Here is a 12910-nt window from a genome sequence, read left to right on the forward strand (position 1 = left end):
AGGTGGCCGAAGGCCGGATGAGGGGAACCGGACGATCGATCGAACCGACGAACGCTTGACGGATGCGCCCCTCATCCGTCGGCTGCGCCGCCACCTTCTCCCGCCGGGAGAAGGGTTACCGACCGTTTTCGATTTAAGAGACTGCTTGTATGTACGACCATTTTCCATTCGGCGACGTTTCGCTCCCGTCGCGGCGGCGGTTTCTGCAACAGGCCGGGCTCGGCTTCGGTTCGTTGGCGCTGGCCTCGATGTTGCATGAAGATTCGCGCGGCGCAGCGCTCCCCGCGGCGCCGGCCTTGCCTGCGTCGATCGATCCGCTGGCGCTGAAGACGCCGAACTTCGCCCCCAAGGCGAAGCGCGTCATCTGGCTCTTCATGACCGGCGCGCCGTCGCAAGTCGACACCTGGGACTACAAGCCCGAGCTGCAAAAGCGCGACGGCCAAGCGCTTGCCGGCGCCGATCCGAAAACCGGCTTCTTCACCACCAGCGGCAAGTGCTTGAAGTCCCCCTTCGCGTGGAAGCAATACGGCGAGTCGGGCTCGTGGGTCTCCAGTTTGTTTCCGCACCTCTCGAAGCATGTCGACGAGATGACGTTCATCCACTCGATGCACTTGCGGGCCAACAATCACGCGCCGGCTTCGATGGAGCTGATGTGCGGCGAAGACCGGCCCGGCTTGCCGAGCATGGGGGCTTGGCTCACCTACGGCCTAGGCGCGATGAACCAAGATCTGCCGGCGTTCGTCGTGATGCACGGCACCCGGCCGCGCGGCGACGACCAGATCTGGTCGTCCGGCTTCTTGCCGAAGACGTATCAAGCGATCGCGCTCGACGCGCGCCGCAAGGAAACGATCGACAACCTCACGCGCGTCGCCGCGCAGACCGACGGGCAGCAGCGCTCGCAGCTCGACCTCATGCGGCGCATGAACATGGAGCACGCGCAAGAACGCCCGACGCAAGTCGATCTCGCCGCCCGCATCAACTCGTTCGAGCTCGCCTATCGGATGCAGATGGCCGCGCCGGAAGCCCTCGACATCGCCAAGGAATCGAAAGCCGTCCACGACCTCTACGGCGTCGATAGTCCCGATTGCGGGACGTTCGGACGGCAATGTCTCATCGCGCGGCGGATGCTCGAGCGCGGAGTGCGGTTCATTCAGATCTTCGCGGGCCAAGGGGTCGGCGGCGACGGCAGCGTGAACGACGTGCCGTGGGACGGCCACAGCGACGTCGAAGCGAACCATCGTTCGTGCGGCAAGTACGTCGATCAACCGTGCGCGGCGTTGCTTGCCGATTTAAAGGCCCGCGGGATGCTGGAAGACACGCTCGTAATTTGGGGGGGCGAATTCGGCCGGACTTCCGACTCGCAAGGAGCCAAAGGGCGCGACCACAACCCGAACGGCTTCACGATGTGGCTGGCCGGCGGGGGCGTGAAGCGCGGCTACCACCACGGCAGCACCGACGACTTCGGCTACAAGGCCGTGGAGAATAAGGTCCACGTAAACGATCTCCACGCCACGCTCTTACACCTGCTCGGCTTGGAACACGAAAAGCTCACCTACCGCTTCAACGGCCGCGACTTCCGGTTGACGGGAGTGGCAGGGAACATCATCAAACCGATCTTGGCGTAGCCGCGCGACGACGACCTCTGCAAAGTAGCAGGCACGTTCCACGTGCCGTCCGCCACGCGGGCCTTCACGCAACCAACGCGGCTTCGTCCATAAACGACGCATGTGGCTACGGCACGTGGAACGTGCCTGCTACCGTAACCGCCGGCGTGATGGGCGAAGTCTTACTTCTCCCCGATGCAGTACAGATGCTCGAACGTGCGGATCAAGATTCGGCCGTCGGAGATCGCCGGGGTCGAGTTGCTGTGCTCGCCCAGTTTGTTTTCCGCGATCAGTTCGAACTTCTCCGGGCTCGGCTTGAACACGATCGTCGTGCCGGCTTGCGTCGTGACGTACGCGCGTCCTTCGGCCATGACGATCGAGCCCCAATACGCCCCGTCGCCGATGCGCTCGCTCCACGCTTCCTTGCCCGTCAACAGCTCGAGGCAGCGGATCGTATTCGGCCCGGCGTCGGGAACGTAGAGATAGCCGCCGACGACGACGCCGGTGCCGATGCTTTGCGGATTGCGAGGCTTGTACCAGAGCCGATCCTTCTCGCCGATGTCTCCTTTGGCGCCGAGCTTGAAAGCGATGCCGCTACCGTTGTAGCCACCTAAGGCGACGCAGACACCGTCGGCGATCATCGGCGACGAGTAAGCCAAATCTCCCTTGGGATTCACGAGCGTGCTTTCCCAGATGATCTTGCCGTCGGCCGGTTGATAGGCGACGACGCGCCGCGGCTGGAAGCAAACGATCTGATCCTGCCCTTGCTGCGCGACGACGATCGGAGTCGTGAACGTTCCCATCGGTGCGCCGTCTTTGCGCTTCTCGCCGTTTCCTTCGGTCGGCTCGTCGACGCGCCACAGATCTTTCCCGGTCTTGAGGTCGAACGCTGCCAAGAAAGCCTTGACGCCCGGCGCGCAGTTTTGGATGACCCGATCTTGGTAGATGATCGGCGAGGCGGCGTAGCCCCACACATGGCGAAACTCGCCGAGGTCGCGCTGCCAAAGCTCCTTCCCCTCGAGATCGTAACAGAACAGGCCGGCCGAGCCGTGCCACACGACGACATGCTTGCCGTCGCTCGCCGGAGTGGGAGAGCAATAAGGATTGGTGGCGTGCGTCGGCAGCACCTTATCGAAGTCGACGATCCGCGACCAAAGCAAAGAGCCGTCGTCGCGATCGAGACAATAGAGCCCGCGCTTCCGCCCTTGGTTTTGCCCGCAGGTGATGAAGACGCGCTTACCGACGACGATCGGCGAGCTATTCCCTTCGTCGGGCAGCTTGAACTTCCACCGAATGTTTTGTTCTTTGCTCCACTTCGTCGGCACGTTCGTTTCTTCCGACCAACCGTTGCCGTGCGGCCCGCGAAACGCCGGCCAGTCTCCGGCGCTGGCAACGGCCGACCCTGCGAGCCCAACGACACCGGCGAGGAGGCACTTATAAAACATGGCGGAATCTCTCGCAAACGACCAAGGGGCGACACGACCAACCGGGATTATAAGCGCATGGCGGCGACGAATCGAATGACGCCTTCCCGATTCCCACACGGCTTCGGGCCTCGTTGCGATATACGTCAGATCGTCGATAGCCGATAACGTAGCAGGCACGTTCCACGTGCCGTCCGCCACAGTCGGCTTTGAGCTACGAACAGAGATCGTCCTCAGATATGCATCTGAGGCTATTGAAAGACGCTGAACGTGTCGCGATCGTGCCTCGCGCTCGAACGACGCACGTGGCTGACGGCACGTGGAACGTGCCTGCTACTTTGGACGAACGGACTACAGCACGCCGTACTTCTCATACGCGGCCGCTGCTCCCATGCCGCCGCGGATCGCATCGCGGGTGATGTTTTCGGCGTGGACCTTTTCCCACGCGCGGCGCACCACTTCCGCCTCGACCGCTCGCGGCACCACGACGACGCCGTCGACGTCCGCCACGACCAGATCGCCCGGCTCGAAGCGGACGCCATCGATTTCGACTGGGACATCGAGATCGATCACGCGCTGGCGGTCTTTCGAGTCGTAGAGGCAAGTCCCTTTCGCATAGACGGCGAAGCCCATCGCCCGCATCTGCTGCACGTCGCGCACTCCGCCGTCGACGATCGTGCCGATGCAGCCCCGATTGCGGGCCGCGGTCGAAAGCAGCTCGCCCCAGATGCCCGAACGAAGCGAGCCGCCGGCCGCCGCGATGATCACATCGTCGGGCCGGCAACCGTCGACGGCCTGCAGCTCCAACTCGTAGGGCTTGGGATCGGCATGGCTCATGTCGGCCCAGAGGGTACATTTCGCACGGCCGATCAGCACGCCGTCGGTCGTCCAAGGGCGGAGCGGCGTGCGCGGCGATTGGTGCGTCCGCCCGACGGCATCCAAAGCATCGCACACAACGGCAGAAGTAAACTTCTCGCGCATCATCGCAAGCGTGATCGTCGAAGGTTGGGTCATACGTTGGGCTCCCTCATCATCGGCGGACGAAACGGACGGGATAGTGCTCCGGCGACGCCCTACTTTCGGCATGGCGAAGCTCGAAACCAGACCCCATCGTAAGACCTAAGATGATAACGAACGACGAGCCGCGATGCTGGAGCGAGGCGCGAAGAATTACGTTGTCCTACCGGATTCGGTGAAAATCGGCACGCCCCCCCCGCGCGCCGCGACTGTTAAAATAACGGAGCGATACCTGAGTCGATCCGCGCAAACGTGAATTGCAAGGGGGGAATCATGCCTCTACGAATGCTCGCCCTCTTCGTCGCGATTTCGTTCGGGCCGATCGCTCGGGCCGACGAGCCGGCGAAGTCGACCATCGCGTTCGGCACCCCGGCGTTTAAGCAATGGGAGCAGGAAGTCGCGAAGCTCTCCGCCGACGAACGGATCGCGGCCGTGACTCGGAAGTTGACGGAGCTCAATCCCGGCTACGACGGAAAGTATTTTCGAATTGTCGCCGAACGGGATGTGTGCGCATTTGTCGGAGTTTCCAATCGGTTGAAAGACATCTCCCCGCTCGCAGCGTTGAGAAATCTGCGATCGGTGCGAATCGAGGACGATCTTTTTCTTCCGTCCGACAAGCCGAACAGGCTTTCCGATCTCTCGCCGCTCCGCGGGCTGCCGCTGACGTATCTAAGTATCGAAGACTTGCCGGTGTCCGATCTGTCGGCCCTTCGAGGCATGCCCTTGGAAGAGATCGAATTGATTCAGACGAAAGTCGCCGATCTTTCTCCGCTGCGCGGAATGCCGCTCACGAGTCTGCAGTGCCCGGGCGCGCCGGTTTCCGATCTCTCGCCGTTGTACGGTTGCGAGAAACTCTACGACGTGAATCTTTATGGAACGAAAGTTACCGGAGTCGATGTCGCAGGCTTGCAAAAAGCACTACCCCAGTGCGCCATCGATTGGGACGAGCCCCTTCGGCCGATCACGACGCTCGCCGACCCTGCCTTTCAAAAATGGCTGAAGGAAGTTGCCGCACTCCCGCCGGCTCGGCAAATGGCAGCGTTCACGCATAAGATCGCCGAACTCAATCCCAACCTCGGTTATGACAAGGAACTTCGCGATATTTACGAAGATTCCGCGATCTCTCTCGACGGCCTAAGTCCTTGGAAACCAGATGGCGTCGTAATTGATTTAGGATTTTTCACGCATCGCATCACCGATCTTTCGCCGGTTCGTGCTTTCCCCGGACTCAAGACCCTTCGTGCTTACGGCTGCACGTTGGAGAAGCGGTTCGCGCTGCAGGATCTCTCACCGCTCAAAGGGTTGCCCCTCACCTATCTCGACATTAACTACACCCGAGTTGCCGATCTCGCTCCCTTGGCCGGCATGCCGTTGACGACGTTGGACTGCTCCATAACGGGGGTCTCGGACCTCGCGCCGCTCAAAGGGGCGCCGCTCGTCGTGCTCGATTGCGGCAGCACGAAAGTCGCCGATCTTTCCCCGTTGAAAGGGATGCGGCTAGAGCGATTCCATTGCGGCTACACTCCGGTCGCCGACTTGTCTCCCTTGAAGGGGATGAAACTGACGGCCGTTTCCTGCGGTCGAAACGTCTCCGATCTCACGCCGCTCGCCGGCATGCCCCTCACCGAGATCGACTTTGTTGGATCGAAAATATCGGACTTGTCGCCGCTCAGAGGAATGACGTTAACGAAGGTGTGTGGCGATTATACGTTCGTCGTCGATCTCTCCCCGTTACGAGGAATGCCGCTCACCGAAGTTTCATTTAGCAACACACGCGTGTCGGACCTTTCGCCGCTGCGGGGGATGGATCGCTTGGAGAACGTGAATTTCTCGCAAAGTGCGGTGGTCGACGTTTCTCCCTTGAAAGACTGCAAGAGCCTGAAGATGGTGAGGCTCGATTCGACGAAAGTAACCGCCGCCGACATCGACGAGTTGCACAAAGCGCTCCCGCAATGCGACATCTATTGGGACGGCCCGACCGTGCATGGGGCGAAATAACCCGACCACGGCTTCGCGTTCTTACGGCTTCAGCGCCTTCTCGCGTTCGGCGGCGCGGGCTTTTTCTTCCGCTTCCCGTTTCATCACGTCTTTCGGATGTTTCGAGAACGACTCGAAGACGTCGCCGTTTACTAAGTCGGCCAGTTTGCCGAGCTCTTTGAGGATGATCGGTTCGGCTTCGGGAGCCAGTTTCGAGGTGTTCGACTCGTAGCCGCCGACCGCGTAAGCGGCCGTCGTGGCGATGTAGCCGATGTTGCCGTTGGCATAGCCGACGATGATCGGAATCGCGCGATCGGTGATCGCCGCTTCGAGCTTGAAGCCGAACTCGACCATCGGTTCGCCCGGCATCGTGAGAAACAGATACGGCCCGATCTTCAGCGCTTGCAGTTCCGTGCGCACAGGCTGCTCTTTGCCGGGAAGCTCGATCACGCTGCTCGCCGACTTGATGGCGTAGTAGTCGCGCCGCTCCTTGAGCTTCTCGCGCGTCACGTTCGCGGCCAGCGAGCGCACGACGGCGCTGCCGAGATCGCGTCCGGCCCATTGAATGTCGGCCTCGTCGGCACAGCGATAGGGATAGCCCGGCAAGTTCGGACGAATATCTCCCGCGCAACCTTGGAGGAACAGCGCGTGAGTCTTGCCGCCGTAGCACATCTCGACGAACGACTGCGCCTCGCCGGGAAAGTCGGCGCTCATCTTCGGATAGCCGCCCGGATAAGGGACCGAGCCCTTATCGCCCCAGGTGAAGAAGCAGGGATGACACACGGCATGCATCACGACCGCGACCGGCGTGAGCGACTTGCCGTCGTCGAAGCGGAGCACCTTCACGCGCGGGTCGTTCGGACCGTCGGGATTGAGCCGGAAGACCACGCGGCCGTCGATCGTTTTGCGGCGATTGATGCCGAACCCGATCTTGTCTTCGCCGTAGCCGACGGTGACGGGCCGCAGTTCGCCGAACGCTTGCTTCGTCGCGGCCGCGAGCTTTTCGATCAGCTCGGCACCCCACTCCGGATTTTCCTTGAAGCCGGGGGCCGAGTGATTGTGCGAAGCGGCGACCATGATGTTGGCTGCGGGAATGCCGGTCTCGGTTTCGATCTTCGCGCGAACCGGACGGACGAGCTCTTCCCACGCGCCGATCACGTCGAGCGTGATGATCGCGGCTTTCGTTTCGCCGTCGTCGAGCACAAGGACGCCGGCCCTGAGCGGATCGCGCACGCCGGTGACTTTGCGACGATGCCCGACGACGGAAAAATCTTCGACCTTCGCCGGCGTGATGTCGACCTTCGCCGATCCGGCCCGCAGGTTCGATTGGACGGGAAAGGTGCCGTCGGCCGGCGCTTGGGCCGCGGCCTGGCCTGCGAGCAGCGCAAAACCGCAAGCGAGGAGCAAGCTCGGCATGAGGCGGAAGATTCGGCGAACGAGTCGGAGTGAAATCGGCATGGCGGGTCGTCCTTCGAGTCGGGCAAGGAGCCGTTACGGCGGGTTGGTGGGAGCTGCTATCGTCGTCGAGCGCTCGGCCGCTTGCAACGGTCATCTTCCGAGGGCCAAACATTGCAATCGCGCGGCGCATGATTTAATCTGAAGCCTCGATACGCGACCGTTTCGCACACCCCGGTCGACGTATCCGTAGTTCGCGACTTCGCCCACCGCGAACGTTGGTGATTCCTTATCTGCTCCTCTGCGGAGTGTTCGTCGTGGTGCGCGCGTCTTCTGCGCAAACCGCGACGCACGCCCCCGAGCGAGCGATTCCTTCGGCGGAAGCGAGACTGTGCGATGTCGGCAGCAAATGGGGCGGCGGGAAACGGCGCGAATCTCGATGCGGCCGATATGGGCACCTCGGGCCTCGCGGGTCGGGCGGTGCTTGAGATCGGCATCGTACGAACGCTCAGCCGGCGCTCCGATGCCCGCGGCCTCGGGCGCTTCGCCGTGCATCTCGGCGTGATGACGCTGACCGGCCTGCTCGTTTACGAATGTCTGCTGCATGCCCGTTGGCTGCTGCTGCCGGCACTCGTCGTGCATGGGTTCACGATTGTGACGATGTTCGCGCCGATGCACGAATGCGTCCATCGGACTGCGTTCGCCGCACCGATCTTAAACGAAATCTTCGGCTGGCTCGCCGGCTTGTTGGGTTTCTACAACTTTCATTACTACCGCTATTACCACACGTGGCACCATCGCTACACGCAAGACACCGCGCGCGACCCGGAGCTGATGACCCCGAAGCCGCGTAATCGGTGGGAGTATTTCGTCGAAGTCAGCGGCCTCTCGTTTTGGCTGAATCGACCGGCGCTGTTTCTTAAGCTCGCCACCGGCCGGCTGGAGGGCTACGCGTTCATTCCCGTCGCGGGCCGGCGCAAGGTCGCCCTCTCGGCGGCTTGCCAACTCGCGGTGTATCTCCTCGCGCTCGGCTCCATCGCGGCGGGCTACTACTACGCGTGGTGGTTCTGGTTTCTCCCGGCGATCGTCGCGCAGCCGCTGTTGCGGATGATCTTGATCGTCGAGCACACCGGTTGCACGAGCGACGAAAACGGACTGACGAACACCCGGACGACGCTCGCTTCGTGGCCGGTCCGGCTCTTGATGTGGAACATGTCGTTTCACGCCGAGCATCATTTGTATCCCTCGATCTCGTTCCACCAGCTGCCGCAAGCCCATCGGGAGCTGAGTTCTAAGCTCACGCACATCGCACCGAGCTACGTGTCGGCGAATCGGACTGTGCTGGAAGTCGTCGATGCGCTGGCCGTCGCGGATCGGTCGCCGGCGTCAACGCCTTCCTCGCCGACACAGCCGAGCGAGCGATAACCTTGGCTCTGCCGACCGAAACTCTGCCGACCGAAACTCTGCCGACCGCAACCATGTCGACCGCAACCGTGCCCGCCGCCGCCGGCGATCCGCTCGCCGAGTCGTTTGCGTTGCCGCAGTTTCGTTTGCAGAGCGGGCCGACGCTGCCGCTGGCGCATGTGGTTTACAAAACCTTCGGCACGCTCAACGCCGAGCGCTCGAACGCGATCCTCTATCCGACGTCGTACGCCGCGCAGCACGTCGACACGCAATGGCTCGTCGGGCCCGGGCGGATTCTCGATTCCGAGCGGTATTTCATCGTCATCCCCAATATGTTCGGCAACGGCTTGTCGACGTCGCCGAGCAACTTCGCGCCCTCGGCCGACCTGCCTCGCTGCCCGGCGTTCACGCATGTCGACAACGTCGCCGCCCAACGACGATTGCTCCGCGAGCGCTTCGGCATCGAGCGCTTGGCGCTGGTCTACGGTTGGTCGATGGGAGCGCAGCAGGCCTTGCATTGGGGAGCGCTTTACCCGAGCGAAGTCGAGCGCGTGGCCGCCGTGTGCGGCTCGGCGAAGACGTCGGTACACAACCATGTGTTTCTCGAAGGCTTGCGCGGCGCGCTGACGGCCGACCCCGCTTGGACCGGCGACCGCTTCCTCGCCAAGCCCGAGCGCGGCTTGCGCGCGTTCGGTCGGGTCTACGCCGGCTGGGCTTTGTCGCAAGCTTTTTATCGCGAGCAGATGCACTTGCCGCTCGGCTATGCCTCGCTCGAAGACTTTTTGATTCGCGATTGGGAGGCAAGTTTTCTGAAGCGCGATGCGTCGAACCTGCTGTCGATGATCGACACCTGGCAGCGCTCGGACATCAGCGACAACGATCTGTATCGAGGAGATTTAAGTGCCGCGCTAGGAGCGATTCGCGCCCACACGCTCATCATGCCCGGCAGCCACGACCTGTACTTCACGCCCGAAGACAGCTTGGCCGAAGCACGCAGCATCTCGCACGCCGAGTACCGGCCGATTCCGTCTCTCTGGGGACATCGAGCCGGCAACCCCTCACGCAATCCGGTCGACGAAGCGTTTATCCAGCGCGTCGTCGCCGAGTTGCTTGAGTGCGAATGAAAGCCCGAATGACGAAACTCGAGGTCGGTGCGATGTCGTTGGAACAGAAGGCGAAAGAGCTCGGCATTCAATACTTTTTGATCTCGTATTGCGATCTCCTCGGCGCATCGCGGGCCAAGCTCGTGCCCGCCGCCGCGATCGGCGCGATGGAGAAAAACGGCGCGGGCTTCGCCGGCTTCGCGAGTTGGCTCGACATGACGCCGGCCGATCCCGACGTGCTCGCCGTGCCCGACGCCGACAGCCTGACCGTGCTGCCGTGGAAGCCCGAGGTCGGCTGGCTCGCGGCCGATCTGTGGGCGCAAGGGGCGCCGGTAGCGCAAGCGCCGCGCAACGTCCTCAAGCATTCGCTCGCCAAAGCCGCCGAGCGGGGCTACGAGTTCCGCACCGGAGTCGAACCGGAGTTCATGCTCCTCACGCCCGACGGAGAGGCGATCGGCGACGCGCGGGACTGCGCCATGAAACCGTGCTACGACCAACAAGCATTGCTGCGCCGCTACGACCTCATCACCGAAATCTGCGACGGCCTGCTCAAGCTCGGTTGGGAGCCGTATCAAAACGACCATGAAGACGCCAACGGCCAGTTCGAGATCAACTGGAAGTATTCCCACGCGCTCGAAACGGCCGACCGGCAGACGTTCTTTAAGTTCATGGTGAAAGCGCTCGCCGAGAAGCACGGCCTGCGAGCGACGTTCATGCCGAAGCCGTTCACGCAACTCACCGGCAACGGCTGTCATGTGCATCTCTCGCTCTGGGACCGCGCGCGGGGCACCAACTTGTTTCACGATGCCCACGGCGAGCTCGGGCTCTCATCACTCGCCTACGGCTTTCTCGCCGGCGTGCTCCACTCGGCCGACGCGCTCGCGGCGATCTCGAACCCGACGATCAACTCTTATCGCCGGCTGCATGCCTCGACCACGACTTCGGGCGCCACGTGGTCGCCGCAGACGATCAGCTACGGCGGCAACAACCGGACGCACATGATTCGCATTCCCGACGCGGGCCGGTTCGAGTTTCGCCTCGCCGACGGTGCGGCGAACCCCTATCTGCTCGCCGCCGGATTGCTGGAAGCAGGCCTCGACGGCATCGACGCTCGCCGGCCGCTCGGCAAGCGCGTCGACCGGAACGCGTACGACCTGCCGGCCGCCGAAGGCGAACTGAAACCGCTCCCCGGCAACTTGCTCGACGCCCTCCGCGCGCTCGGCGCCAGCGGAGTGCTGCGCGAGGGCCTGGGAGAACGGGCCGTCGCCGGCTACCTAAAACTCAAGCAAGCCGAATGGCGCAACTACTCCACGCAAGTCACCCCCTGGGAACGAGAACACACGCTCGACTGCTGAGAGCCGTCTTCAAGCGGAAGCCGTATCCAACCCTTCTCCCTGCGGGAGAAGTGGCCGCAGGCCGATGAGGGGTGCCGGCCTGGAAGCGCACAAGCAGACCACGCAACGCCGTGCGCGGGCCGCCCCTCATCCGGCGTCTGCGACGCCACCTTCTCCCGAAGGGAGAAGCGTTACGCACAGATCCTGCGCACGCGAGAAGGGTTTGCACCTCAGCCGTCGCGAGCTTACGCTAACTCCGTTCGCACGGACTTCCCTCGCTCCTCCCCAATCGCAGGCCCCATCCCCATGACTCGTTACACGTTTCTCGCGCGGCTCTTGGTTGCCGCCGTCGTTTTCGCATCCACCGGCTGCGCCCAAGCTCAAGACGCGGCGCAGCCCGCCGCGAAAGGCACGGCGCGGATCTTATTTCTCACCTACAGCGGCACCTTCAAACACGGCTCCGTGAACCGCAAGGAAGGGCAGCTCGCTCCCGCCGAACGGGCCATGACCGAGCTCGGCATCAAGAGCAATCTGTTTCGGGTCGATTGCACGCAAGACCCGGCGACCGCGATCACGAAAGAGAACCTGCAGAACTACGATATCGTGATGTTCTACACGACCGGCCCCCGCGATAAGTGGAAGGTGTCCGACGAGAACCTCGAATACTTCCTCAACGATTGGCTGAAGCAAAAGGGACACGGCTTCATCGGGGCCCACTCGGCGGCCGATACGCTCGGCGACTACAAGCCCTATTGGGACATGATCGGCGGCACGTTCAACGGCCATCCGTGGAACTCCGGCGAAACGGTCACGGTCGCGGTCCACGACCAAACGCATCCGTTGTCGAAGCCGTGGGGCCCGGAGTTCACGATCAAAGACGAAATCTATCGCTTCAAGAATTGGCAACCGGAGAAGGTCCGCGTGTTGATGAGCCTCGACTTCTCGAAGACCGCGCGGAAGGCCGACTATCATGTGCCGGTCGCCTGGGTGAAGAACTACGGCGAAGGCAAGGCCCTGCACATGAGCCTCGGGCACAACGAATCGGTCTGGGAAAACCCGACGTATATGGAGTCGCTGCTCGGCGGCGTGAAGTGGGTGCTCAACCTCGAACCCGGCGACGCCACCCCGAACCCGGAACTCTCACTAGCGCAAGAGAACAAAGCGAAAGCCGACTCCGCAGCAGCCGAGAAAGAAAAAGCCAAAGCGGCAGGGAAGTAAACTTCCTTCGTTGAAGTCAACAGGCGCGCCCCAACCCTTCTCCCGTCGGGAGAAGGTGGCCGAAGGCCGGATGAGAGGCGCGCCTCGCAACGCTTCGTCTTCACAACCACGCCCCGCATAACACAACCAAGAGCACGCCCGCAGTGCCGCACCGCAAGCCGATCCCGGACGAGCAAATCGCCCAAGCGCGCGACCTGCGACAAGACGCCACGTTCCCCGAGCGCCTGCTCTGGGGCAAATTGCGCAACGGCCGCTTGGCCGGAATCAAGTTTCGCCGCCAGTTCCCGCTCGGGGCAACAAATAAGGGGACATTCTACTTTAATTATTAAAGCAGAATGTCCCCCTATTTATTTAATCCACAATCAATTGTTGTTCTCGCGCCGATTCATTGAGTTGCTTTGCTTCAGCGATGCTCTGTTCCGTATTCTTCGCTT

At 62.3% G+C, this 12910-nt stretch carries 10 protein-coding genes; 7 read left to right on the forward strand and 3 right to left on the reverse strand.

All coding sequences use genetic code 11. From position 1 onward, the window contains the following. Positions 1-149 precede the first annotated feature (149 nt). Entirely contained in the window at positions 150-1625 is a 1476-nt protein-coding gene (locus tag K8U03_09875; protein MCE9605194.1) for a DUF1501 domain-containing protein, read from the forward strand. Positions 1626-1786: 161 nt separating this feature from the next. Here the strand turns inward: K8U03_09875 and K8U03_09880 are convergent, their stop codons facing one another. Together K8U03_09880 and K8U03_09885 are read right to left on the reverse strand one after the other, a co-directional pair. Next, the gene (locus K8U03_09880) at positions 1787-3049 is read right to left on the reverse strand and encodes a PQQ-binding-like beta-propeller repeat protein (GenBank protein ID MCE9605195.1); all 1263 of its coding nucleotides are present in this window, start codon (positions 3047-3049) and stop codon (positions 1787-1789) included. Between the two features lie 330 nt (positions 3050-3379). Next, positions 3380-4012 (reverse strand): RraA family protein, encoded by a 633-nt coding sequence (locus K8U03_09885; GenBank protein ID MCE9605196.1) that lies wholly within the window; start codon positions 4010-4012, stop codon positions 3380-3382. Between the two features lie 306 nt (positions 4013-4318). Between K8U03_09885 and K8U03_09890 the strand changes: the two genes are divergently transcribed. Then, the gene (locus K8U03_09890; protein MCE9605197.1) at positions 4319-6043 is read left to right on the forward strand and encodes a hypothetical protein; all 1725 of its coding nucleotides are present in this window, start codon (positions 4319-4321) and stop codon (positions 6041-6043) included. 21 nt (positions 6044-6064) lie between these two features. Here K8U03_09890 and K8U03_09895 read toward each other — a convergent pair whose 3' ends face one another. Continuing rightward, positions 6065-7480, reverse strand: a complete 1416-nt coding sequence (locus tag K8U03_09895) for a hypothetical protein (GenBank protein ID MCE9605198.1) — start codon at positions 7478-7480, stop codon at positions 6065-6067. Positions 7481-7813: 333 nt separating this feature from the next. Here K8U03_09895 and K8U03_09900 point away from each other — a divergent pair, with 333 nt between their 5' ends. The 5 genes from K8U03_09900 (at position 7814) to K8U03_09920 (ending at position 12805) form a co-directional block, all read left to right on the forward strand. Beyond that, positions 7814-8842: a fatty acid desaturase gene (locus K8U03_09900; protein ID MCE9605199.1), complete on the forward strand. Its 1029-nt coding sequence runs from the start codon at positions 7814-7816 to the stop codon at positions 8840-8842. Positions 8843-8895: 53 nt separating this feature from the next. Continuing rightward, positions 8896-9945, forward strand: coding sequence for an alpha/beta fold hydrolase (locus K8U03_09905; GenBank protein MCE9605200.1), 1050 nt, complete (start codon positions 8896-8898; stop codon positions 9943-9945). 32 nt (positions 9946-9977) lie between these two features. Beyond that, positions 9978-11279, forward strand: coding sequence for a type III glutamate--ammonia ligase (gene glnT, locus K8U03_09910; protein ID MCE9605201.1), 1302 nt, complete (start codon positions 9978-9980; stop codon positions 11277-11279). A 285-nt stretch (positions 11280-11564) separates the two neighbouring features. After that, positions 11565-12476: a ThuA domain-containing protein gene (locus K8U03_09915; GenBank protein MCE9605202.1), complete on the forward strand. Its 912-nt coding sequence runs from the start codon at positions 11565-11567 to the stop codon at positions 12474-12476. A gap of 161 nt (positions 12477-12637) precedes the next feature. Continuing rightward, entirely contained in the window at positions 12638-12805 is a 168-nt protein-coding gene (locus tag K8U03_09920) for a DUF559 domain-containing protein (protein MCE9605203.1), read from the forward strand. The last annotated feature ends 105 nt before the right edge of the window (positions 12806-12910 follow it).

This window comes from Planctomycetia bacterium, from assembly GCA_021413845.1.
Classification (GTDB): domain Bacteria; phylum Planctomycetota; class Planctomycetia; order Pirellulales; family PNKZ01; genus PNKZ01.

Bases quoted from the DNA above. Each gene is read 5' to 3' on its own strand.
- K8U03_09900 (MCE9605199.1), top strand. From the start codon at position 7,814: ATGTCGGCAGCAAATGGGGCGGCGGGAAACGGCGCGAATCTCGATGCG.
- K8U03_09915 (MCE9605202.1), top strand. From the start codon at position 11,565: ATGACTCGTTACACGTTTCTCGCGCGGCTCTTGGTTGCCGCCGTCGTT.
- K8U03_09880 (MCE9605195.1), bottom strand. From the start codon at position 3,049: ATGTTTTATAAGTGCCTCCTCGCCGGTGTCGTTGGGCTCGCAGGGTCG.
- glnT (MCE9605201.1), top strand. From the start codon at position 9,978: ATGTCGTTGGAACAGAAGGCGAAAGAGCTCGGCATTCAATACTTTTTG.
- K8U03_09905 (MCE9605200.1), top strand. From the start codon at position 8,896: ATGTCGACCGCAACCGTGCCCGCCGCCGCCGGCGATCCGCTCGCCGAG.
- K8U03_09895 (MCE9605198.1), bottom strand. From the start codon at position 7,480: ATGCCGATTTCACTCCGACTCGTTCGCCGAATCTTCCGCCTCATGCCG.
- K8U03_09890 (MCE9605197.1), top strand. From the start codon at position 4,319: ATGCCTCTACGAATGCTCGCCCTCTTCGTCGCGATTTCGTTCGGGCCG.
- K8U03_09875 (MCE9605194.1), top strand. From the start codon at position 150: ATGTACGACCATTTTCCATTCGGCGACGTTTCGCTCCCGTCGCGGCGG.
- K8U03_09885 (MCE9605196.1), bottom strand. From the start codon at position 4,012: ATGATGCGCGAGAAGTTTACTTCTGCCGTTGTGTGCGATGCTTTGGAT.